Annotated in this window: 20 protein-coding genes and 1 tRNA gene; 12 read left to right on the plus strand and 9 right to left on the minus strand. The window is 57.5% G+C overall.

The annotated features are described in order from the left end of the window. The first annotated feature begins 11 nt into the window (after positions 1-11). A complete protein-coding gene (gene dnaK, locus DSCA_RS27610; protein WP_269434692.1) occupies positions 12-1964 on the plus strand; it encodes a molecular chaperone DnaK in 1953 nt (650 codons plus the stop codon). Between the two features lie 163 nt (positions 1965-2127). Here dnaK and DSCA_RS27615 read toward each other — a convergent pair whose 3' ends face one another. Next, positions 2128-3702, minus strand: a complete 1575-nt coding sequence (locus DSCA_RS27615) for a class I adenylate-forming enzyme family protein (protein ID WP_155319510.1) — start codon at positions 3700-3702, stop codon at positions 2128-2130. A gap of 308 nt (positions 3703-4010) precedes the next feature. On the opposite strand from DSCA_RS27615, the gene DSCA_RS27620 reads away from it, so the two are divergent. The 11 genes from DSCA_RS27620 (at position 4011) to DSCA_RS27670 (ending at position 13821) form a co-directional block, all read left to right on the plus strand. Continuing rightward, positions 4011-4376, plus strand: coding sequence for a hypothetical protein (locus DSCA_RS27620; protein ID WP_155319511.1), 366 nt, complete (start codon positions 4011-4013; stop codon positions 4374-4376). Positions 4377-4686: 310 nt separating this feature from the next. After that, on the plus strand, positions 4687-6267 hold the full coding sequence (gene serA, locus DSCA_RS27625) for a phosphoglycerate dehydrogenase (protein ID WP_155320571.1): 1581 nt from the start codon (positions 4687-4689) through the stop codon (positions 6265-6267). A gap of 67 nt (positions 6268-6334) precedes the next feature. Further along, a complete protein-coding gene (locus tag DSCA_RS27630; protein WP_155319512.1) occupies positions 6335-6655 on the plus strand; it encodes a DUF1844 domain-containing protein in 321 nt (106 codons plus the stop codon). A 24-nt stretch (positions 6656-6679) separates the two neighbouring features. Continuing rightward, positions 6680-7570, plus strand: coding sequence for a 4-(cytidine 5'-diphospho)-2-C-methyl-D-erythritol kinase (gene ispE / locus DSCA_RS27635; protein ID WP_155319513.1), 891 nt, complete (start codon positions 6680-6682; stop codon positions 7568-7570). A gap of 31 nt (positions 7571-7601) precedes the next feature. Beyond that, positions 7602-7676, plus strand: a tRNA-Gln gene (locus DSCA_RS27640). A 30-nt stretch (positions 7677-7706) separates the two neighbouring features. Then, a complete protein-coding gene (locus tag DSCA_RS27645; RefSeq protein ID WP_155319514.1) occupies positions 7707-8660 on the plus strand; it encodes a ribose-phosphate diphosphokinase in 954 nt (317 codons plus the stop codon). 23 nt (positions 8661-8683) lie between these two features. Continuing rightward, the gene (locus DSCA_RS27650) at positions 8684-9331 is read left to right on the plus strand and encodes a 50S ribosomal protein L25/general stress protein Ctc (protein ID WP_167527982.1); all 648 of its coding nucleotides are present in this window, start codon (positions 8684-8686) and stop codon (positions 9329-9331) included. Positions 9332-9382: 51 nt separating this feature from the next. Then, entirely contained in the window at positions 9383-9964 is a 582-nt protein-coding gene (gene pth / locus DSCA_RS27655; protein WP_155319516.1) for an aminoacyl-tRNA hydrolase, read from the plus strand. A 29-nt stretch (positions 9965-9993) separates the two neighbouring features. After that, positions 9994-12000: a sodium-translocating pyrophosphatase gene (locus DSCA_RS27660; RefSeq protein WP_155319517.1), complete on the plus strand. Its 2007-nt coding sequence runs from the start codon at positions 9994-9996 to the stop codon at positions 11998-12000. 270 nt (positions 12001-12270) lie between these two features. Further along, positions 12271-12816, plus strand: a complete 546-nt coding sequence (locus DSCA_RS27665; protein WP_155319518.1) for a CarD family transcriptional regulator — start codon at positions 12271-12273, stop codon at positions 12814-12816. Between the two features lie 12 nt (positions 12817-12828). After that, on the plus strand, positions 12829-13821 hold the full coding sequence (locus DSCA_RS27670) for an RluA family pseudouridine synthase (RefSeq protein WP_155319519.1): 993 nt from the start codon (positions 12829-12831) through the stop codon (positions 13819-13821). Positions 13822-13898: 77 nt separating this feature from the next. On the opposite strand, the gene DSCA_RS27675 is transcribed toward DSCA_RS27670, so the two are convergent. From DSCA_RS27675 to DSCA_RS27710, 8 genes are all read right to left on the minus strand, one after another. Then, positions 13899-15983 (minus strand): FAD-dependent oxidoreductase, encoded by a 2085-nt coding sequence (locus DSCA_RS27675; protein WP_174784001.1) that lies wholly within the window; start codon positions 15981-15983, stop codon positions 13899-13901. Positions 15984-16192: 209 nt separating this feature from the next. Beyond that, the gene (locus tag DSCA_RS27680; RefSeq protein WP_155319520.1) at positions 16193-16765 is read right to left on the minus strand and encodes an electron transport complex protein RnfA; all 573 of its coding nucleotides are present in this window, start codon (positions 16763-16765) and stop codon (positions 16193-16195) included. Between the two features lie 19 nt (positions 16766-16784). Further along, positions 16785-17408, minus strand: a complete 624-nt coding sequence (gene rsxE / locus DSCA_RS27685; protein ID WP_155319521.1) for an electron transport complex subunit RsxE — start codon at positions 17406-17408, stop codon at positions 16785-16787. A gap of 13 nt (positions 17409-17421) precedes the next feature. Continuing rightward, positions 17422-18015, minus strand: a complete 594-nt coding sequence (gene rnfG / locus DSCA_RS27690; RefSeq protein WP_155319522.1) for an RnfABCDGE type electron transport complex subunit G — start codon at positions 18013-18015, stop codon at positions 17422-17424. 1 nt (position 18016) lies between these two features. After that, complete coding sequence (locus tag DSCA_RS27695; RefSeq protein WP_155319523.1) at positions 18017-18979, minus strand: RnfABCDGE type electron transport complex subunit D; 963 nt, start codon at positions 18977-18979, stop codon at positions 18017-18019. Further along, positions 18969-20252 carry a 4Fe-4S dicluster domain-containing protein gene (locus tag DSCA_RS27700; protein ID WP_155319524.1) on the minus strand — a complete coding sequence of 428 codons (1284 nt, stop codon included), beginning with the start codon at positions 20250-20252 and terminating at the stop codon, positions 18969-18971. Before DSCA_RS27700 ends, DSCA_RS27695 begins: the two co-directional genes overlap by 11 nt. 74 nt (positions 20253-20326) lie before the next feature. Next, positions 20327-20776, minus strand: a complete 450-nt coding sequence (locus DSCA_RS27705; protein ID WP_155319525.1) for a cytochrome c3 family protein — start codon at positions 20774-20776, stop codon at positions 20327-20329. 311 nt (positions 20777-21087) lie between these two features. Then, on the minus strand, positions 21088-22659 hold the full coding sequence (locus tag DSCA_RS27710) for an ASKHA domain-containing protein (protein ID WP_155319526.1): 1572 nt from the start codon (positions 22657-22659) through the stop codon (positions 21088-21090). Positions 22660-22680 lie beyond the last annotated feature (21 nt).

Below are 22680 nucleotides of genomic sequence, written 5' to 3' on the forward strand. Positions count from 1 at the left end.
ATATTCAAAGGATCGTCGAAGGTAAGGAGGAACATCAGATGGGCAAGATTATCGGAATTGATCTCGGGACCACCAACTCCTGTGTGGCCATTATGGAAGGCGGCGACGCCAAAGTGATTACGAACCCGGAAGGCGGCCGGACCACGCCCTCCATCGTTGCGGTGAGCGAAAGCGGTGAACGCATGGTGGGGCAGATCGCCAAGCGGCAGGCCATCACCAACCCGGAAAATACGGTTTTTGCCGTGAAGCGGCTGATCGGTAGAAAATTTTCGTCTTCCGAGGTTCAAAAAGACGCCAAAATTCTTCCTTATCACATCAAAGAGGCGGAGAACGGCGATGTCCGCATTGACCTGAGGGGAAAACTCCACAGCCCGGCGGAAATTTCATCATTTATCCTGGCGCACATCAAAAAATACGCCGAGGATTACCTGGGAGAAACGGTCACCGACGCGGTTATCACCGTGCCGGCGTATTTCAACGACAGCCAGCGACAGGCCACCAAGGATGCCGGGAAAATTGCCGGTCTCAACGTGCTGCGGATCATCAACGAGCCGACGGCCGCCTCACTGGCCTATGGCCTCGATAAGCGCAGCGAAGAGAAGATCGCCGTCTTCGATCTGGGCGGCGGCACCTTCGACATTTCCATTCTGGAAATCGGTGAAGGGGTTTTTGAAGTCAAGGCCACCAACGGTGACACCCACCTGGGCGGCGAGGATTTCGATCTGAGGCTCATTGATTTTCTGGCCGATGAATTCAAAAAAGACCAGGGCATTGACCTGAGAAGCGACAAGATGGCGCTTCAGCGGCTCAAAGAGGCGGCGGAAAAGGCCAAGATGGAACTGTCCTCCTCCATGGAAACCGATGTGAATCTGCCGTTCATTACCGCTGACGCAAGTGGTCCCAAGCATTTGAACGTCAAGATTACCCGGGCCAAACTGGAAGGCCTGGTTGCCGACCTGCTGGACAAGCTGGAACTGCCCTGCCGGACCGCTCTGAAAGATGCGGCCCTGTCTACCGGGGAGATCAATGAAGTTATCCTGGTCGGTGGCATGACCCGGATGCCGGCCGTTCAGGAACGCGTGAAAAAGATTTTCGGAAAAGAGCCCCACAAGGGGGTGAATCCCGATGAGGTGGTGGCGCTGGGCGCAGGCATTCAGGGAGGCGTGCTCAAGGGCGACGTGAAGGATGTTCTCCTGCTGGATGTCACGCCGCTCTCACTGGGGATTGAAACCCTGGGCGGCATCATGACCCGGCTCATCGAAAAAAATACCACCATCCCCACCCGCAAGAGCCAGGTGTTCTCAACGGCGGCCGACAATCAGCCGGCGGTTTCCATCCACGTGCTTCAGGGGGAGCGGGAGATGGCCAACAGCAACAAGACCCTGGGACGGTTTGAACTGGTTGGTATTCCGCCCGCCCCCCGTGGAATTCCCCAGATCGAAGTGACCTTTGACATCGATGCCAACGGCATCGTCAATGTCTCCGCCAAGGATACGGCTACCGGCAAAGAGCAGTCCATTCAGATTACGGCATCCAGCGGTCTTTCCAAAGAGGAGATCGACAATCTGGTCAAGGATGCAGAAATGCATGCGGACGAGGACAAGAAGAAAAAGGAGTTGGTTGAGGCGCGAAACCACGCCGATACGCTTATCTATACGACTGAAAAGTCATTGAAGGATCTTGGCGAGAAGGTGGATGCCGAAACGCGCGGCAACATCGAAACGGCTTCAGCGGCTCTGAAGAAGGCCATGGAGGGCGATGATGTCCAGGAAATTCAACGCCTGAGCGAAGAACTCACCCAGGCCTCCCACAAGGTGGCCGAAGCCATGTACAAACAGGCTTCCGAGGCGGGGGCCGGCGAGGCGGCCGGTCCGGGGCCTGACGCCGGTGCGGATGCGGGCGGTGCCAATGCCGACGACGATGTGGTGGATGCTGATTTCGAAGAGGTCAAAGACAAAAAATAAACCAACGTGAACCGTTGGCGGTAAATATGGGGTCGCGGGTTGCTGATAACCCGCGGCCTTTCTTTATCCGCTTTGCCTGGCCCCGGACCCGACTGCCCGTGCCCAGAAATATCGCCACCGGATGATGTTATCCGAATGGCCGGGCCGGGCACCGTGGTATCGGTCAGATTTTAAAGCTCTCCGCCTGCCCCGTGTATTGTTTGCGCAGTACCGGTTTTTCAATTTTTCCGGTGGGGTTGCGGGGAACGTCGCCGAAAATGATTTTCCGGGGGCGCTTATAGCGCGCAAGCGCACTGCAGAATTCTTCCACCTCCGCTTTGGTCAGGTGGTGGCCGTGCTTTACCTTGATGATGGCCGTGGCGATTTCTCCGAGCCGCATGCTGGGCAAGCCTATCACGGCCGCATCCTGAACCTTGGGGTGGCCCATGAGAAAATCCTCTATTTCTACCGGGTAGATGTTTTCGCCCCCGGTAATAATGACGTCTTTTTTCCGATCGACCAGCCAGATGAATCCCGCATCGTCCTGCCGGGCCACATCGCCGGTGAGCAGCCAGCCGTTATGGATGGCTTCAGCGGTGGCTTCGGGATTTTTGTAATACTCTTTCATAACGCCGGGCCCCTTGAGGATCAGCTCGCCCGGGCTCCCCTGGTCGACCGGCTCCATCCGGTCGTCGACAATCTGAAATTCCCAGTCAAAACCGGGTACGCCGATGGCGCCCACCTTGTGCATGTTGGCCATTCCCAGGTGAATGCAACCGGGACCGGTGCTTTCCGTGAGGCCGTAGTTGGTGTCGTACTGGTGGTCGGGAAAAATTTTCTGCCATTCCCTGATCAGGCTCGATGGAACCGGCTGGGCGCCGATATGCATGAGCCGCCACTGGTCCAGTCGGTAGTTTTTCAATTTCAATTCACCGCTTTCAATGGCAAACAGCAGATCCATGGCCCATGGCACCAGCAGCCAGACGATGGTTACCCGCTCCTCGGAAATGGCTTCCAGAATCCACCGGGGGTCGATTCCCTTGAGAATGACCGCCCTGGCCCCGACGATGAAATTTCCGAACCAGTGCATCTTGGCGCCCGTATGATACAGGGGAGGGATGCACAGGAAATTGTCCGTGTGGGTCTGGTTGTGATGTCGGTTTTCCACATAGCAGGCGTGTTCCAGATTGCGGTGGGTCAGCCGGGTTGCCTTGGGTGTTCCCGTCGTGCCGGAGGTGAAGTAAAGCGCCGCATCATCACAGATGTCTATGGGGACGTCCGGGGCCTTGGCCCGGTGCCCGGCGATCAACCCGTCCAATGATTCCGCCCAGGAGGGGCGTTTGTCTTCAGGGCCGGCAAAAATGAATGTTTGGACACTGCTTTCAATTTCGGTGCGGATTTCCGATACCCGTTCGATGAACTCCTCTCCAAAAATGAAGGCCTTGGCCTCGGCGGTACGGGTGCAATTGGCGATCGTTTTGGCGACGAACCGAAAATTCAACGGAACCGCCCAGGCACCGGTTCTCAGGATGCCGAAATAGGCGGGCAGCCACTGGATGCAGTTCATCATCAGGTGGACGACACGATCACCTTTTCTGACACCCCTGGCCATCAGCCCCCGGGCGATGGCATTGGCCTGGTCGTCGAAGGTTTTCCAGGTGATTTCCACCCGGCGATGTTTTTCCGGCTCCCTTTCGATGAGGGCCGTTTCCTGACCATACATTCTGGCGTTTCTGGACAGGATTTCGGTAATGAGCATGATGGTTGTCCTTGTTTGTCGACGTTGCAAAAACGCCCCGATGAATTACGTTAAACCAAGGTTGGGGCATTAACAGAATGCCGACCGATGGTCAAGGCTGCTGCCGTATGACCGGCAACTGTGATCACCCGATTAACTGCAGCCCCGGTTTTGACTGCGCCTGGAGGATCACCGGGATTCCCTTCACACCCTTTAGGGCACTTGAGGCGGTAGCCTGTCGTCTACCGCCAGTGTGCTGATTCCATAGACGGATGACTGACCCTTATCGGGAAAAAGAGGCGGCGATGCTTGTCTTTGATGGAAATTATATGCTGGAAAGAAAGGGGGACCCCGGCGCGAATCCGGCCCATGCCTGTGCCTGGCGATTGAAAATTATCGATTTCTCATCCGGCGGCGCCCGTCATGCCTACATCCGTCCGTATGCTGTTCTGGCGTTTCGCAAGGAAGGGGGCATTTTTAAATCCAGTTGCGCAGAAAGCCTGGGCAATCGGATCTGCAAGGATTTTGGCCTGAATGTGGATGACATCCTCTGGGTCGAAGCATTCCCCGACCTTCCCGGTGCCCTTTACGTGGCTGTTTTTACGCCCCGCTACCAGGAAATGATGATCGACTACACCGTCAGCTGGCGGCCCATTCTGGAAAACGAGCAGGCAGCCGTGGCCCCCTGGTGCTGATCGGTGCCGGTTCAGAACCCCTTTCGCGTACCTTAAAAGAGAGGGCGATGACCCGAAAGGGGGCTCGTCAGCGATCATGCGCTGCCGTTCCAAAATATGGGTTGAATGTTCCAGCGGTTTTAACTAATATGCGCCTCCAGACAGAACACTCCGGGTTCTTGTTTTTTCGTGTCCATCGCGGCAATTGGCAAACAGCGCTGAAAAAGAGATCTGTTTTCTCAGTATGGGTTTCTGTCCGACAGGGAGCCCATTGTCGATGGTGATGCGCTGTGTGGACGATTCATCAACCATTCAACCAAGGACGCACATGATGAAGGTGCTGGTCAGTGACAATCTGGGTGAAGATGGCATTCGTATGTTTCAGGAGGCTTCCGGTATCGAGGTGGATGTAAAGACCGGTCTGGAAGCGGACGCGCTCAAGGCGATCATTGCCGATTACGATGCCCTGGTGATTCGAAGTGCCACCAAGGTGACCGAAGAGCTGCTGCAGGCGGCCACGCGACTCAAGGTGGTGGGCCGGGCCGGCATCGGCCTGGACAATGTGGACATTCCGGCGGCAACCCGGCGCGGGGTCGTGGTCATGAATACCCCTACGGGCAATGTCGTCACCACTGCCGAGCATGCCATCGCCATGATGCTGGCCCTGACCCGCAATATCCCCACGGGGACCGCCTCCCTGAGGGACGGCCGGTGGGAGAAGAAAAAGCTTCAGGGGCGTGAGATCTTCAACAAGGTCCTGGGGGTCATTGGATATGGAAAGATAGGTGCGATCGTCGCGGACCGGGCCCGTGGACTGAAAATGAACGTGATCATCCACGATCCGTTTGTCACTCCGGAGCAGATCGAAAAGGCGGGGTTCGAGAGCGTGGACCTGGAGGCCCTGTACGCGCGGGCCGATTACATCACCGTGCATGTGCCCAAACTGAAAAATACCGTCGGGATGGTGGACAGGGCGGCTTTCGACAAGATGAAAGACGGGGTGATGGTCGTCAACTGCGCCCGTGGCGGCATCGTCAATGAAAGCGATCTCTATGATGCCATTGTTGCCGGAAAGGTCGCCGGTGCGGCCCTGGATGTGTTCGAAACCGAACCGCCGGGGCAGGCGCCCCTCATCTCCCATGAGCGGGTGATCTGTACACCCCATTTAGGGGCCTCCACCCGGGAGGCACAGACCAATGTCGCCGTGGCGATCGCCAGGCAGATTATTGATTTCCTGGCCGCGGGGACGGTGGTCAACGCGGTGAACATGCCCTCGGTGACCGGTGAGGTACTGGAAAAGATCGGCCCCTATCTCACGCTGGCCGACCGCATGGGGTGCCTCCAGGCCCAGCTGGTCCAAGGCCCCATCAAGGAAGTGGTCGTTGAATTTTGCGGCGATTTCAGAGAGTTGGATCTTTCTCCCGTGTCGACGGCGGTCCTCAAGGGCATCCTGACCCCGGTGGTCAAAGATGACGTCAATTTTGTCAACGCCCATGTCATGGCCCAGCAGCGGGGCATCAAGGTGACCGAGACCAGCACGGCCGAGTCGGACTACTATGTGAACCAGATAATCGTTCGGGCGATCACCACCGAGATGGAAAGTGTGGTCTCCGGAACGATTTTCGGGAAAAAAGACCCGCGGATTGTCAAGATTGACAAATTCCGATTGGAGATGATTCCCCATGGCCACATGGCATTGATCCAGAACATCGACAAGCCCGGCTCCATCGGTGAAATCGGTACCACCCTGGGCCGATACAACATCAATATCGGAAGGATGCAGGTGGGCCAGGAGGAGGAAGGGGACCGCAACATCATTTTCCTGACGACCGATACCCCCATCCCCGAGGAAGTGGTCGCGGAAATGCGGCAGCTCTCTCTTGTTAAAACGGTCACGCCGCTTGAGTTTTAGATTGTCCGGATAGGCGTATGCCTCGTCGGTAAAGAAGGTTTTTTCAATCTTTTCAAGGAGTATTGCCATGACAGACGAAAAGCGGGAGAGCGCCGGCACTGAGGGGCCGGGCGGCCATCAGGAATCCGAGGCAAGATCGCCCCTGCCGACTATCAATTTTGCCACCTTTATCTTTTCGCTCAATTCATCGGCACTGGTTCAACTGGGAATGATGGAAGACCCGACGTCCGGTGAACAGGCCAAGAACCTGCCACTGGCCAAGCAGACCATCGACCTCCTTTCCATGCTTGAAGAGAAGACGCGCGGGAACCTGGATGCCGATGAGGCCGCAATGCTCAAAAATATCCTCTATGACCTCCGGATTCACTACGTGAAAGAGACCGGGTAGGCACACGCATCCGGGGAATCGGCAATGGGTACGGTTACCATCAAGGCGCCGGCGAAGATCAACCTGTTTCTTCGTATCACCGGCAAGCGTCCCGACGGTTATCATGATCTTTATTCGCTCATGTGCCCGCTGGCCCTTTACGACACCTTGTCCCTGGTCTTCTGTGGTTCGGGAATATCCGTGTTCTGCGACCATCCGGGGATTCCAGAAGATTCTTCCAACCTGGCCTTCTGTTCGGCGGAACGCTTTTTTGATGCCGCATTCGATGGAAACATCCCGCCCGGGGGTGGTCTGGCCATTCACATTGAAAAAAATATTCCTGTGGGAGCGGGGCTGGGTGGCGGCAGCAGCGATGCCGCTGCCGTACTGACGGCCCTGAACCGCCATTTTGGCCAACCGCTTTCTCCTCCGGCACTCATGGCTCTGGGGGCGCGAATAGGGGCCGACATTCCTTTTTTCATCCTCGGCGTGCCGGCGCTGGCATCCGGAACTGGTGACCGGCTCTCCCCCTTTCCCCACCTGACCCCATGGACGGCATTGCTGGTGTATCCGAACGAGGCGGTATCCACCGCCTGGGTCTACAAAAATCTGAATTTAAGATTGACAAAAGACGAAAAAAAACTTAGTAAATTTCACTTTGATGGCCGATTTTTCAACGTTGATGAGCATCTGGTCAATGATTTGGAATGCGTGACCGAAAAGGCGATTCCGGTCATCAAAGGGATAAAGCGTTTGCTGCTGGCACATGGAGCGGCCGGGGCCATGATGTCCGGCAGTGGCTCGACGGTGTTCGGATTGTTTGCGGACCCCGAACGGGCCAATTCAGCATATACTGCCTTGTGTAACAATCAGCAAAGTCAAAACTGGACGCTTTATGTCGCGGATCTTTTGATCCAGGGGCCGGTTGCTACCTGAGTTCGGACTTGGATCACGGGCGTTTATCTGCTGGGGCGTCGTCAAGTGGCAAGACACAGGATTTTGGTTCCTGCATTCGGAGGTTCGAATCCTCCCGCCCCAGCCAAAATCATCGAACAGGAGCAGTCTTCAGAAAGTGACAACGAAAAAGCATAATTTCTGTATCTTTGCAGGTAATTCCAATCCGGACCTGGCGGACAAGATTGGCGAGTATCTGGATATGCCCCTGTGCGGTGCCGTCGTCAAACGCTTCAGCGATGGTGAAATTCAGATTGAAATCAATGAGAACGTTCGCACCAAAGACGTTTTTATCCTTCAATCCACCTGCGACCCGGTCAACGACAACCTGGTCGAACTGCTCCTGATGGTGGATGCGCTGAAAAGGGCCTCGGCCCGGCGAATTACTGCGGTCATCCCTTACTATGGCTATGCCCGACAGGACAAAAAAGTGGCGCCACGGGTGCCTATCAGCGCCAAGTTGATCGCCGATCTGCTGACGACCGCCGGTGCCACCCGCGTGATCACCATGGATCTGCACGCCGGTCAGATCCAGGGCTTTTTTAACATTCCCGTGGACAACCTTTATGCGGCGCCGGTGCTGTTGGATTACATCAAAGCCAACTTCAGTAATGAAGACCTGGTCATCGTCTCACCGGATGCCGGCGGTGTGGAGCGGGCCCGTGCGTTTGCCAAGCGCCTCAATGCCGGACTGGCCATCGTCGACAAGCGGCGGTCGGCGCCCAACAAGGCGCAGGCCATGGCGGTTATCGGGGATGTGAAGGACAAGACCGTCATCATACAGGACGATATGATCGATACCGCCGGTACGCTCACCGAGGCCGTGAATGCGATCATGGAGCGGGGGGCGCGGGAAGTCCATGCCTGCTGTGCCCACCCGGTACTCTCCGGCCCTGCCGTGGCCCGGATCAAAGATTCGCCGATTACCAGCATTGTGTGTACGGATTCCATTCCGCTTAACGTCAAGGCGGCGACCTGCAATAAAATCAAGGTGCTTTCCATCTCCAGTCTGGTGGGGGAAGCCATTATCAGAAGCTACACCGGGGACTCGGTAACGTCCCTGTTTGTGTAATATTCTTAAGGAGGAAAAGATCTTTGGAAATATTGAGCCTGAAAGCAATTCAACGGGAGGCTGTGGGAAACGGTCCTTCCAGAGTCCTGCGGCGGGAAGGGAAAGTTCCTGCCATTTTGTATGGTCCCAAGACCGAAGCGATGAAACTGACCATCGATAAACTCGATCTGGAACCCATTTTCAAGTCCGGTTCGGTCGCCCAGAAGGTATTGAAACTGGAAATAGAAGGGCTTAACGATAAACGCAACGTGATGGTCAAAGAGATGCAGCGGCATCCCGTTTCTCAGCAACTGCTCCATATGGACCTCTATGAAGTGTCGATGGGCACGAAGCTTAAAGTCATGGTACCGGTCGTGGTCACCGGCAAGTGCGTCGGTGTGGAAATGGGCGGCATGCTGCAGATCATTCGCCGCGAACTGGAAGTGCTCAGTCTGCCCGATCAGATTCCCGACAACATCACCATCGATATCACCGACCTGGATATCGGTGACTCGTTTCATGTCCAGGACCTCCAGCTGGAGGGAGATGTCGAAATTCCTGCCGACGTCAACTTTACCATCCTGACCATCCTCGCCACCAAGGCTGAAGAAGAGGCCGTGGAAGGCGAAGAAGATGAAGAAATGGCTGAGGGCGCAGAGGCTGAAGCGACTGAAGAGCCGGCTGCAGAGTAGCTGTGCTGACGGGTGGACCACCTGCGGCCGATCCGGCCAGGCATCTCTGCGATGGATGAAATCAAACCGCACCTGATCGTCGGGCTCGGCAACCCGGGCCCGGCGTATGCATTCACCCGCCACAACATCGGATTCATGGTCGTTGACCGGCTGGTGAGAAAATGCGAGTTGGCGTCCTGCGGCCAGCGGGACGATGCAGTGCTGCACAGCGGGCGGATCGCCGATATTCCGGTTGTTGCGGCCAGACCCATGACCTACATGAACCGGTCCGGCGGCCCGGTCGGCGATATCGTTCGAACCCACGGTATTCAATTCGAGGACATGGTCGTCATCCACGATGACATTGACCTTGCATATGAAAGACTGAAAATCAAAGAGAAAGGGGGGGATGGAGGACACAATGGTTTGAGGTCCCTGATTGACGCCCTGGGGACTGACGATTTCGTGAGGGTGCGAATGGGCGTCGGGCGGCCCGAAGCCGACATTGGGGTGGTGGATTACGTTCTGGGGGAATTCGATGCCAGTCAGCGAAGCACGCTGGAACCCTTTCTATCACGGGCCATCGAGGCTGCTCGAGCAATCCTTTGTGAAGGAGCAAAGGAAGCTATGAATCGGTTTAACAGGAAACCTTGATTTCACGCTAAAACTGAATGGAGGAAAGAATGGAAGTTGTAATGAACAACATACCGCTCGTGTGTACGTTGGTCGGCGTTGTTGGTGTTCTTTTTGCGATTATCCTCGCAGGTATCGTCAAAGGCGCACCCGCCGGAGACGAGAAGATGCAGGCCATCGCCGGTGCCATTCAGGAAGGTGCCATTGCCTACCTGAACCGCCAGCTGAAAAGCATGGGCATCGCCGGTATCATCATTTTTGCCGTTATTTTCGCTACCATGGGCGCCAAAACCGCCTTCGGATTCATGCTCGGCGCCGTGGCCTCGTTTATGGCCGGCTACATCGGTATGCGCGTTTCCGTACTGGCCAACGTGCGTACGGCCGAAGCCGCCAAAAAAGGCATGGCAGCAGGACTCTCCATGGCCTTCAAAGGCGGCAGCGTGACCGGTATGATCGTCGCCGGGCTGGCCCTGACCTCCGTGGCCGGCTACTACACCGCCACCCATGACGTCATCGCCCTAGTCGCTCTCGGTTTCGGTGGCAGCCTGATCTCCATCTTCGCCCGTCTGGGCGGGGGTATCTTCACCAAGGGCGCCGACGTGGGCGCCGACCTGGTGGGCAAGGTCGAAGCCGGGATTCCCGAGGACGACCCCAGAAACCCCGCCACCATCGCCGACAACGTGGGCGACAATGTGGGTGACTGTGCCGGTATGGCTGCCGACCTGTTCGAGACCTATGCCGTCACCGCCGTGGCCGCCATGCTGATCGGCCACCTGCTTTTCCCCAAGGTCCCCATGGCAACGGAGTTCCCGCTGATCCTTGGCGCCATCTCCATCATCGCCTCCATGATCGCCGTTTTCTTTGTCCGTCTGGGCAGCGGCGGTTACATCATGGGCGCCCTGTACAAGGGCATGTTCGGTTCCGCCATTCTGGCCGCCATCGCCTTTTACTATGCCTGTGCCAAGTTCATGGGCGGCCTGGGTGACATTTCCTCCCTGGATATCTACTACTGTGCCCTGATCGGCCTGGTACTGACCGTGGTCATCGTTATCATCACCGAGTATTACACCGGCATCTACGGCCCGGTGAAGAGCATTGCCGAGGCCTCCACCACCGGGCACGGCACCAACATCATTTCCGGTCTGGCCGTCTCCATGCAGGCGACCGCACTGCCGGTCCTGGCAATCTGCCTGGCTATCCTGCTGGCTTACAATTTCGCCGGACTTTACGGCATTGCCATGGCCGCCATGTCCATGCTCTCCATGACCGGTATGGTCATCGCCATCGACGCCTACGGCCCCATCACCGACAACGCCGGTGGTATTGCCGAAATGGCTGAAATGGACGAAAGCGTCCGTGCCGTCACCGATCCCCTGGACGCTGTCGGAAACACCACCAAGGCCGTCACCAAGGGCTACGCCATCGGCTCCGCCGGTCTGGCCGCCCTCGTGCTTTTCGCTGCCTACGTCATGGAATTCCAGATGAAGGGCGGTGGCGAAATGTCTTTTGACCTGTCCGACGTGAACGTCATCATCGGCCTGTTCATCGGTGGCCTGCTGCCCTACCTGTTCGCCTCCATCGCCATGAAGGCTGTGGGCAACGCCGGTGGCGCGGTCGTCGAAGAAGTTCGCCGTCAGTTCCGCGAAATTCCGGGGATCATGGAAGGTACCGCCAAGCCGGATTACGGTGCTTGCGTGGATATCGTCACCAAGTTCGCCCTCAAAGAGATGCTGGTTCCCGCACTGCTGCCCGTGGCCGCGCCCCTGCTGGTCGGCTTCCTGCTGGGCAAGATCGCCCTCGGCGGCCTGCTCATCGGCTCCATCGTGACGGGTGTGTTTGTGGCCCTGTCCATGACCACCGGTGGTGCTGCCTGGGACAATGCCAAGAAATACATCGAAGACGGCCACCTGGGCGGAAAAGGCTCCGATGCCCATAAGGCCGCCGTTACCGGCGACACCGTCGGCGACCCCTACAAGGATACCGCCGGCCCCGCCGTTAACCCGATGATCAAGATCCTCAACGTTGTGGCCCTGTTGATGGTTCCGTTCCTGCTGTAGTCATTGCAGCGGCGGACCCGATCCGCACATAGGGTTGGAAATAAAAGGATTGGCGCCCCAGCCGGCGCCAATCCTTTTTTTATTGATTATTGAGGGCCTCAGTGGTATATTCTGCTATTCCATATGGTTATTATTTGCTTTCCCCAACCGCCGGTGGAGGGCGCGCCTTACGGATGTCACTATTAAACCGGATGCCGGTCACCACCGGTTTCCGTCTTGGGAGCGTATCCTTCTCAAGCTGGTTTAAACCTCCAGATCGCTGGTACCCACATGTCAGAAAAATCGGACAAGGACAGCTCGAAAAGCACCGCCTCCCAAAAACGATTCAAGGTTGGTGATCTTGCGGTATACCCTGCCCACGGCGTGGGGCGCATTGAAGCCATTGAAACCAAAGTTGTGAACGGCGAAGAGCATGACTTTTACATCATGAAGGTCATCGAAAATGCCATGGTGATCATGATTCCCACCTGGAATGTGGAATCGGTCGGTTTGCGGGACGTGATCCAGAAAAAGGATATCCCCAAAATTTATGATGTCATGCGATCCCGCCAGGAACAGCCGATGGACAATCAGACCTGGAACCGTCGCTACCGTGAGTATATGGAAAAGATCAAAACCGGCTCTCTGTTCGAGGTGGCCGAAGTGTTCCGGGACCTGTCCCTGCTCAAACTGACCAAAGACCTCTCTTTCGGGGAACGGAAACTGTACGACACGGCACAGAACCTTCTCGTCAAAGAGTTGTCCACGGCCAAGAATAAAAACGAAAAGGCCATCATCAAGGAGATAGACGCCCTGTTCAAATCTGAAGAGGCCTGACCCTTTCCCTTCATGTCCAACCCGCCTTCGTCCTTTTCTTTTTGCGTCCGGCCCGCACAGGCCGGGGTTCGCCTCGACGTCCTGGTCGCTGCCGAGGTCAACCAGTGTTCCCGCTCATTTGCTGCCGCGCTGATCCGAAAGGGTTGCATTGCCGTCGATGGGGCGGTCAAAAAACCACGCTACCCGTTAAGGGCGGGAGAGACCGTTTCCGGGACGATCCCCGCGCCTGAGCACATCGATTCTCTGCCAGAGGATATCCCCCTTCAAATCCTTTATGAGGACGCTGAACTGCTGGTGCTGAACAAGGCGGCGGGAATGGTGGTGCACCCGGCCCCGGGGCATCCCGGCGGGACGCTGGTCAATGCGTTGATGCACCACTGCTCCGATCTGGCGGGTATTTCCGGTACGGTTCGGCCCGGAATCGTCCACCGGCTCGACAAAGATACGTCCGGGGCACTGGTGGTGGCCAAGAACAGCCGGTCCATGCACCATCTGGCCGGTCAGTTCAAATCACGGCGTGTTCGCAAAAATTACCTTGCCCTGGTGTACGGAATCCCGAAAAGCAATTCAGGAAGCATAGACCAACCCATCGGCCGTCATCCTGTGGAACGGAAAAAAATGTCGGTCACCACACATACACCCCGTTCGGCCTTGACCCATTGGCAGGTGCGCGAGACCTTTTCCGGGGCATCCCTGCTCGACCTGGATATCCGCACGGGGCGAACCCACCAGATCCGGGTTCATTGTAAATTCATGGGACACCCGTTAATCGGGGACCCGATTTACGGACGCCGGGGAGAGCGAAAACGGCTGGCCGACACATCCATCGGAATGCGTCGGGCCGTCATCGATATCCATCGCCAGATGCTTCATGCCTGGCGCATTTCTTTCGACCACCCGACAACCGGCAGGCGCATGAAGCTGGAAGCAGCCTTACCGGAAGACATGGCGCAACTGATCGATCGATTCAGGATCCTGTCGGCAAGCGAAAAGGCTCAAGAATAGAGACGGACGCCGGGGGATGAAAAAAAGGAGCAACCATGAAATGGCTGCTCCCTTGATGGCGTGTCTTGCCTGAATGGTCAGGCCGCGTTCTGGTCCTGCCGGTCCGGGTCATAGCAGATCCGGCAGCAGTTGAGGCACCGTTTGGACTCATGTCTGGCGTCGGACTCGGTGATCACCTGGTCCACCTCGATCATTGAATCGATGCGTTCGGCCACGGGAAGTTCGGGCATGGGTGTCCTCGGTGAGGGGACCACCCCCGCAACGGTGTCGAACAGCGATTCGGGAATGTGGCGCTTACGCAGGGATCGGGGAGACCCCTTGATCTCCTCCCCGGTCATGTACTGGTGAATGGAGCGGGCTGCCCGTCGTCCGCCGCCGATGGCGTCGACCACCAATGAGGGGCCCGTGGCCACATCACCTCCGGTAAACAGATAAGGGACGGTGCACTGCAGGGTTTCCGGGTCGTTGTCGAAGGTATTCCAGCGGGTGATGGCGATGTTCTCTTTGTCCGGTTCGCCTTCCATGAAACGGATGTCGGGCTGCTGGCTGATGGCGGAGATGACCATATCCACGTCGAGGATCGTTTCCGACCCTTCGATGGGTACCGGCCGCCGTCGACCGCTGGCGTCGGGTTCTCCCAATTCCATCTGCAGGTATTCCAGTCCCTTGACATTTCCCTGCCCATCGTCGAGAACACGGGTTGGAGCGGCCAGGAACTGAAATTTGATGCCTTCGTGTTCGGCGGCCACAATTTCCACTTCGTTGGCCGGCATTTCTTTGCGTGTACGTCGATAGACGATGTAGACTTCTTCGCAACCCAGGCGCAGCAGGGTGCGCACACAGTCGATGGCGGAATTGCCGCCGCCGACAACGGCCGCCCGCTTGCCAATGGGAACCTTTTTGTCCGGGGAATCGGCCACGGAAGAAAGAAAGTTGATTCCCTGGGAAACGCCCTTCAACTCTTCCCCCTTGATGCCAAGGGTGTAGTCTTTCCATGCGCCGATACCCATGAAGATGGCATCATACCCCTCGTCACGCAGACTCTGGATAGTGAAGTCCTGGCCTAACACCGTATTGTAGTGCACATCGACGCCCAGGTTGAGGATGCCTTCGATTTCCCAGTCAAGCACCTTGTCCGGCAGCCGGTATTCAGGGATGCCGTAGCGGGTGATGCCGCCGAGTTTGGACATGGCCTCGTAGATGGTGGGATGGTGGCCCAGCCGCCTCAGGAAATAGGCGCAGCTGACGCCGGCGGGGCCGCCGCCGATGACGGCGACGCGTTTGCCGGTATCCGGTGCGCAGGAGATGGGAAACCGACGGCCGCTGTTCATTTCGTAGTCGGCCACGAAACGCTTGAGCTGGTTGATGGATACGGCCTCATCCTCGATGCCCCGGCGGCAGTAATTCTCGCAGGGGTGCGGGCAGACGCGTCCGCAGGAGAGCAACAGCGGGTTGCGTTCACGGATGGTGTTGACGGCCCCTTCATAATCGCCTTCCTTGATCAGGCGGATGTATTTGGGAATATCGATTTCCGCCGGACAGGTCTGCTGGCAGGGGGCCAGGGCATGGTCCTCCTGGTTGAAGACCAGCAGGCGCTGGGACATGGTTTTAACGGACAGCAGGTCTTTGGGGCAGGCGGTGGCACAGGCCCCGCAACCCACGCATTTGAATTCGTCGATGACCGGGAAGCCTTCGGGGCCCATATAGATGGCGTCGAACATACACGACCGGATGCAGTCTCCCATGCCCAGGCAGCCGATGGAGCAGACCCGTTTGCCCCCGTACAGGGCCGTCATGGCGGCGCAGGTCATGGCGCCATTGTAGATGAACTTGTCGTCTGCCCGGTCGCCGCCGCTGCAGGGGTTGAGCGATTTGAGCGGTTCGGCTGTACCCGGGTCCACACCCATGACACCGGCGATATTGACGGCCGCCTCTGAATCGGCGGCCACACAGATACCGGGGCCGGCCTTGCCTTCGACAATGGCCACGGCAGCGGCGCTGCATCCTGCATACCCGCATCCACCGCAGTTGGCGCCGGCCAGGAAATACTCCACCTGGCCGATGCGGGGGTCTTCATAAACATAAAAGACTTTTGAGGCAACACTGAGGATGATGCCGCAGGTTGCGCCAATGCCCAGCATGACGAGAATAGCGATGGTCACGAAAACCTCCTTGAATCGAGATCAATGGTTCGCTTGAAAAGCGGGTGTCAATCCATCAAACTTTTTTCTATTAACCGGGCCTGTATGAATGCATGTGCGCTGCAGTCGAACAGAATCGGTACAAAAAAACCGTTTGGACCCCAGGCACTCCAAACGGTTTTAGCCAATCATTCTTATGTATCGCTCCCGTTAAGCGCAGGTACCACCACCTACACCATACCGCGAAAGGCATAGAAACTCAGGGAAATAACACCGGCGGTGATCAGGGCAATGGAGGTGTCCTGCAAGGGCCTGGGAACCCGGGCCAGCAGGATGCGCTCACGCAACCCGGCGAAGATGATCAGTGCCAGGCCGAAGCCGGCGGCATATCCGAAGGACGTGACCAGGGCCGGTAAAAAACCAAGCTCCTTGTCGATGTTGAGCACGCAGACACCGAATACGGCGCAGTTGGTCGTGATCAGCGGAAGAAAAATGCCCAGACCGGCGTAAAGCGCGGGGATGCTTTTTTTCAGGAACATTTCAACGAACTGCACCAGGGACGCAATCACCAGAATAAAGGCGATGGTTCGCAGGAATACGAGGTTGTTGGGCAACAGCAGGTAATTAAAGATCAGCCAGGTCATAACGCCCGCCATGACCAGGACGAAAATGACGGCCATGGCCATGCCCATGGCGGTTTCCATCTTCTTGGAGGTCCCCAGAAACGGGCAGTTGCCAAGGAACTGCGCCAGCAGGATATTGTTGACGAAGATGGTGGCAATGATGATTTCAATATATTCCATGGTAGCTTAATTCCTCCCGCTATTTGCTGGGGATCAGGTTCATCGCGCAGAGCAATAATCCCAGGATCACAAACGCCCCCGGGGCCTGGACGGCAAAACCGAACGGTTCGAAAGAGGCGCCGAAGATGTTGGTTACGTCCCAATGGATCAGTCCGAACACGTCTCCTTTAAGGGAGCCGGTTCCGATCAGTTCACGCACGGCACCCAGCAGGCCCAGTGCCCAGGTGAATCCGAGCCCGATGCCCAGCCCGTCGGCCGTCGATTTGACCACGCCGTTTTTGGAGGCAAATGCCTCGGCGCGGCCGAGAACGACGCAGTTGACCACGATCAGGGGGATAAACACGCCCAGGTCGAGAAAAAGGTTGTAGGCAAAGGCCTGCATCATCTGTTCGACCACGATGACGAAGGTGGCGATGATGATGATGAAGCAGGCGATGCGCACCTTGGGCGGAATCACCTTTCTCAGCAGGCTGACCAGGATGTTGGAGCAAAGCAGCACGAAAGTGGTGGCCAGTCCCATGCCGATCCCGTTTTTCATGGACGTGGTCACGCCCAGCACCGGACAGAGACCGAGGACCAGCCGGAACGGCGGAACCTCTTTCCAGAGGCCTTTGGTAAATTCAGAAGCGATCGATTTGGCCATTGAGTAAACTCCTTTATTTGCCCATGCCTTTGATTTTTTCTTCCAGCTGCGGTTTCAACCTGTTGTATGCCTCGACAGCCTGATTGACCCCGCTGCAAACGGCCCGCGAGGTGATCGTCGCGCCGCTCAGGGCGCTGATCTGGCCGCCGTCGGTGGTGACGCCAAAGGCGTCGCTGATGCTTTGGCCCACAAACTGCGCCGCAAACTTGGGGTCGTCCTTGGCCATGGCGCCCAGTCCAGGGGTCTCCTTGTGGGTCGTCACCGCCAGGCCGCGCAGGGTGTTCTCCGCCATGTTGATCGCCACGACCATCCCGACCTTGTCCCCATAGCCGTTGGCGGCGGCTTCAACGACGACCGTGTCGGCCGTGCCGCCGAATACGCCCACGAAAATATTGCGATCCTGGTCCCCGTCTTTGATTTTGAACCGGTCTTCCACCGGGTCGTTGTCGGCAGCTTCGAGGATCGCGCGAATGGCGGGCCCTTTGACCAGGTTCATCACATTGTTTTCAATCTTGGGTTTGGCCCATTCCTCCAGCCCTTTCAAGCCGCCGCCTGAAATGACACTGAGAATGGTCAAAACCACAACCATTTTGATCATTTCACCCATGTTACGCCACCTTTCCGATTGCCTTGGGTCTGATCTTGTCGACCAGCGGATTTATCAGATTGATCAGGAGAATTGCGAAGATCACGCCGTCCACATAAACACCGATGTTTCGGATCAGAACCGTCATGAACCCGCCAAGTGCGCCATAGACAAGCATGGGAATAAAGTTGACCGGTGATGATGAGCTTTCGGTGGCCAGGAAGAAGGCCCCGATCAGGGTGTAGCCGGTTAGCAGGTGGAACACCGGCGGGGCGTAGCGTGCCGGGTCGACCATGTTGAACAGCATGGCGCTGATGAATACACCGGCGATGAAGGCAATGCTGATTTCCCACCGGATGATTCCCCGCAGCATCAGGTAGATCCCCCCGAGGGCAAGGGCCAGGCCACAGGAACTGCCCAGGCCGCCCACCTGTCGTCCCATGAACAGGTCGATGGGATTGAGGTGCTCCACCGCTGCAGGACCGAAGGCCTTCAGGGCGGCCAGTGGATCCGTGGCCGATGGAAAGTCGAGTGAGAAGTTGACCAGGGCGGCGTCGAAGTCCATATGGGATTTGTAGGAAACCATCAGGATGGCGATCGCCAGAACGACCGGATTGAAGGGATTGGCGCCGATGCCGCCGAAGATCTGCATACCGATGACGATGGCCAGAAAGGTGGCGATGATGACGAACCACCAGGGGGCCGACGCGGGCAGCACCATGGCGATCAGCAGCCCGATCAGGGCGGCATTCCCGTTGCCGACAGTAATCGGTCGTTTGCCGGCATAGTTGAGCAGCAGTTCCCACAGGATCGCGGATGAAATGGCCAGGCAGATAACGCCCAGCGCCGGGGCGCCGTAATAGGCGATTCCCACCATGGCTGCAGGAAGGGCGGCGATGATGGTGTGGTAGCTTCGCTCGGGAATCCCGCTGCCGTCATGCCAGAACGGTGCGTGAGATACAATTAGCGTCTTCTTACTGTTCATTCATCTCCTCCGCAGATGTGATCCGGGCTAATTCGTATTTTGCCAGTTTGATATACTGATAGATGGGAATGCGTGACACACAGACGTAGCTGCACAGGCCGCATTCGATGCACGAGTAAAGGTCGTACAGGTCGGCGCCCTCAGCGTATTGTCCGGCTTCCAGAAAGCGAACCAGCAGGTTCACCGGCACGTTGGCCGGGCAGATGCGCACGCAGTCGCCACAGTTGATGCACGGATAATCACTGTAAAGGGGGATAACGGTTTTGTCCTGAACGAGGATGGCGTCGGTATCCGGCCCGACGGGCAGTGCTTCACTGTAAATGGCATTGCCGGTCATGGGGCCGCCAAATATTATCTTGTCCTGGTCGTTGACGGAGATGCCGAAAGCCCCGAGCAGATTACCCACCGGTGTGCCCACACGTGCCCGGGCCAGGTGTTTGCCTCCCTGCTTGTCGATTACGGTGACCATCTTGTCCACCGGCAGGACACCGGAGGAAAAGGCCTGGCCGATGGCGGCCACGGCTTCAGCACGGATCAAATAGATGCCCATGGACGCCATGCCCTTTTCGTCGGGCAGTCGCCCGGTCAGGTGGTAGAGGACCATGAGCGGCTGGGCAAAGGGATATTCGGATGAAACCGGCTCGATCCGGGCGTCCAGGTGCCCGGAGTAGTTCTGAACGCTCTCTTCAGGGACCACGATGACGATGTCTTCGATTCCCGTGGCTTTTCTCAGGACTTCGATACCGGCGTTGACCGCCTCGGCATTCTGCTTGAAGACGTGCAGGCTGGTATCGATGAGAAGGTCGGCGTTGCCGGCATAGATTACGATGGTGTGCACCGGGTTGCGCTCGTCCATCAACGGCGCGATGTCCGGTTCACCCGGGCAGGCGGACAGATAACGGTTGAGTGTCTCCAGCGAGGGGGTCTGGCTGGCTTCCGCGAACTCGGCGTCCGCCGTGTCTTTGCCATCGGTTTTCACGGTGACGGCGGTCCACGACCGTCCGAAATCGGCCAGGAAGGGTTCGATCCTGCTGATGGTGCCGGTTACCGAGGAAATGGCGCAGATCGTATCGCCGTCGTTGAGTACCAGCCGCTGGCCGGTTTTTACCGCCGTGCCGACTTTAAGGTCGCAGCTGGTCCGCTTTAGTTCCTGTTTGATGTAGAGAGTCACCGTGTCCGGCGTCGGGATGGTCACTGATCCGTCAGCGGCATCGGTGGCCAGTTCGTATTGGAAACAAGGTTTGGACAAACCGAAGAATGATCGCTTTCGCATAGCTCAACCTTTTTTTAGGGCCGCGGTGAAAAATGAAAACGTCGAAACAGCGTCATAAAGGCTTTCTGCCTGGATCAAAGCACATGACATGCAGAGCAGTTTTCCGAACCGGCCTGAGGGCCTTTTTCAAACTGCTCGTGGCATTCAATGCACTGCTGGTGAAAGGCATCTGCCCGTGCCGGCACTTCAGACCCCTCGATCTCTTCTTCATCGTGGCAGTCCAGGCAGCTTTCCGGCATTGATCCGTCCTCCGATGGGGCCTGGTGGCACTCCCCACAGGCAATCAGGGAACTTTCATCCTCATCTCCGGGATGATGGTGGCAATCGAAACAGGATGCCCCGTAGCCGGACGCGGCGGTGTGGGTGTGGTGGTCAAAAAGGACTTTCCCGGCATTGGTCTGGTACATGATCCGAATCGGTTCATCGGGCGCTTTGACCGGGAAGGCGGCATAACAGATAATGCCGACAAGCAACAGGTGGATTGCCAGACCGTAAGCAAACAGCAACTGTTTCTTCGACGTCATGTGGTCTCGATCCTCTTTGGAGTTGGGTTGTGAAACAACGCGGGCAGAAAAATCAGAACATCGACTATCATAATGCACAAAACCTTTCAAGGCTTTATTTAGAAGTCGTCCAACCTGTTGAAACCTATTTGTAAAGGCTGTTTTCCGAAGAAGTAAAAGTCGCTGGATATGAGCCTGTAAACGGTCGACGAGGAGGCCTGGCAGTTTCTGCCGCGACACTTGAGAAGTAATGAGAAGTGAAAAGGGCGCAGGGGCGGGGCGCCGGCCGGGCGCCGCTTTCTGCGTTGCATGGCCTCCGCGACGAAGACGGGTCAGATCGATTGACAGTCGCCGGCGGGCACCGCCACCGACGGGAACCGTGCGGTGTCCGTGTGGGGAAGGAACTTGGCGGCGGAGAAGCGGTTCATGAAATCCTGGTTCACGTTCAGCTCCATGTAGGTGATGCCGTCTCGGATCCGGTTGACGCGGTCAAAGCACCGGCTGTCCTCCAGCACCCGCGACGCGCCGCCCAGCGAACTGTTTCCCAGGCTGTGGTAGCGATCCCGCGGCAGGTCCGGAATCATGCCGATGGTGATGGCCGACTGGGGGTCGATGTAGGCGCCGAAGGTGCCGGCCACGAAAAAAGTTCCCAACTCATGCTGCTGCATGCCCACGCTGCCGGTGATGGTTTCAAGGATCGTGTACATGGCGGCTTTGGAGCGAATCAGGCTGTCCAGGTCGGCCTGAGTAATGCCGAGGTTTTTCCCGGTGGCGGACTGGCTGGCCGGCACGATGGTCAGGTGGGCCAGACCGTTTTGGGTTGCCAGGCGATCCCCGCACCGCTCGGGAACGAATTTCCCGCGAATATCGATCATGGACGACCGGAACAGGGCGGCGGCCAGGTCGATGACCCCCGAGCCACAGATGCCCCGGGGCGGCTGATCCCCGATGGTATGGATGTCAATGGCCATTGAACACGGGTCAATTCCGATACGGTCGATCACGCCGGGACCCGCCGTGGTGCCCATGCGGGTGACACCCCCCTCCAGCGCCGGACCGGCCGCGCCGGCGCAGGCAACCATCCAGTTCCGGTTTCCCAGCACCACTTCCGCATTGGTGCCCACATCCACCAGAATAGCGGTTTCCTCCCGCAGGTCCATGTCGCAGTAAAGAATTCCTGCGATCAGATCGCCGCCGAAATAACTGCCCGCATTGGGGAAGATCAGCGCGCGGGCGGCAGGGTGAGCGCCGATGCCCAGTTCGGCCGTCTTGACCACCCCGGGACGATTCACCACCGGGATATAGGGGTCACGGATCATCCAGCGGGGATTGAGGCCCATCAGCAGGTGGGTCATGGCCGTGTTGCCGGCAATGGATACCAGGTGGATCGTTTCGGCTGAAATGCCGCAACGGCTGCACAATTTTTGCGTATGGTTGTTGATTCCTTCCACAATCAAGCGGTTGAGCTGATCCATCCCGCCGGGTGTCTCCACGTGGTGGATGCGGGTCAGCACGTCCGGCCCCACGGCCGTCTGGGGATTGTCGAACACTGCTTCGCCAAGGTGTTCGCCGCTTAACAGGTCGATGATGCGCAGCACCACCCGGGTGGTGCCCAGATCCACGGCCAGGCCGCACAGGGTATCGGTGGCGTCGGCAGCGGTAAGGTGGACCAGGATGCCGGCGCCACCGGAGTCTTTGAACAGCACGGCGGTGACCCGGTAGTTCCATGCGCGCAGCCGCTCGGGCAGCTGCTTCAACAGCTCGGGATCCATGTGGACGCTTCGGGTTCCCAGGGCCTTGTTCAATGCCGCCTCCAAACGGTCGGCATCGGCCGTGTTATCCCCCAGCGAGGGCGGCGAAAGGGTGACGGAAGTCACCCAGCGGTTGTCATGGGTTGGTGTCATGGGCTGTCCTGCATTTCGTTG

The sequence above is a fragment of the Desulfosarcina alkanivorans genome, assembly GCF_009688945.1.
Classification (GTDB): Bacteria; Desulfobacterota; Desulfobacteria; order Desulfobacterales; family Desulfosarcinaceae; genus Desulfosarcina; species Desulfosarcina alkanivorans.

What these genes read in the sequence shown, in the direction of transcription:
- DSCA_RS27680 (WP_155319520.1), bottom strand. Translation starts at nt 16,765, where the DNA reads ATGGAATATATTGAAATCATCATTGCCACCATCTTCGTCAACAATATC.
- serA (WP_155320571.1), top strand. Translation starts at nt 4,687, where the DNA reads ATGAAGGTGCTGGTCAGTGACAATCTGGGTGAAGATGGCATTCGTATG.
- DSCA_RS27670 (WP_155319519.1), top strand. Translation starts at nt 12,829, where the DNA reads ATGTCCAACCCGCCTTCGTCCTTTTCTTTTTGCGTCCGGCCCGCACAG.
- DSCA_RS27705 (WP_155319525.1), bottom strand. Translation starts at nt 20,776, where the DNA reads ATGACGTCGAAGAAACAGTTGCTGTTTGCTTACGGTCTGGCAATCCAC.
- DSCA_RS27630 (WP_155319512.1), top strand. Translation starts at nt 6,335, where the DNA reads ATGACAGACGAAAAGCGGGAGAGCGCCGGCACTGAGGGGCCGGGCGGC.
- DSCA_RS27695 (WP_155319523.1), bottom strand. Translation starts at nt 18,979, where the DNA reads ATGAACAGTAAGAAGACGCTAATTGTATCTCACGCACCGTTCTGGCAT.
- DSCA_RS27665 (WP_155319518.1), top strand. Translation starts at nt 12,271, where the DNA reads ATGTCAGAAAAATCGGACAAGGACAGCTCGAAAAGCACCGCCTCCCAA.
- DSCA_RS27620 (WP_155319511.1), top strand. Translation starts at nt 4,011, where the DNA reads ATGCTGGAAAGAAAGGGGGACCCCGGCGCGAATCCGGCCCATGCCTGT.
- DSCA_RS27710 (WP_155319526.1), bottom strand. Translation starts at nt 22,659, where the DNA reads ATGACACCAACCCATGACAACCGCTGGGTGACTTCCGTCACCCTTTCG.
- DSCA_RS27660 (WP_155319517.1), top strand. Translation starts at nt 9,994, where the DNA reads ATGGAAGTTGTAATGAACAACATACCGCTCGTGTGTACGTTGGTCGGC.
- ispE (WP_155319513.1), top strand. Translation starts at nt 6,680, where the DNA reads ATGGGTACGGTTACCATCAAGGCGCCGGCGAAGATCAACCTGTTTCTT.
- rsxE (WP_155319521.1), bottom strand. Translation starts at nt 17,408, where the DNA reads ATGGCCAAATCGATCGCTTCTGAATTTACCAAAGGCCTCTGGAAAGAG.
- pth (WP_155319516.1), top strand. Translation starts at nt 9,383, where the DNA reads ATGGATGAAATCAAACCGCACCTGATCGTCGGGCTCGGCAACCCGGGC.
- DSCA_RS27700 (WP_155319524.1), bottom strand. Translation starts at nt 20,252, where the DNA reads ATGCGAAAGCGATCATTCTTCGGTTTGTCCAAACCTTGTTTCCAATAC.
- rnfG (WP_155319522.1), bottom strand. Translation starts at nt 18,015, where the DNA reads ATGGGTGAAATGATCAAAATGGTTGTGGTTTTGACCATTCTCAGTGTC.
- DSCA_RS27615 (WP_155319510.1), bottom strand. Translation starts at nt 3,702, where the DNA reads ATGCTCATTACCGAAATCCTGTCCAGAAACGCCAGAATGTATGGTCAG.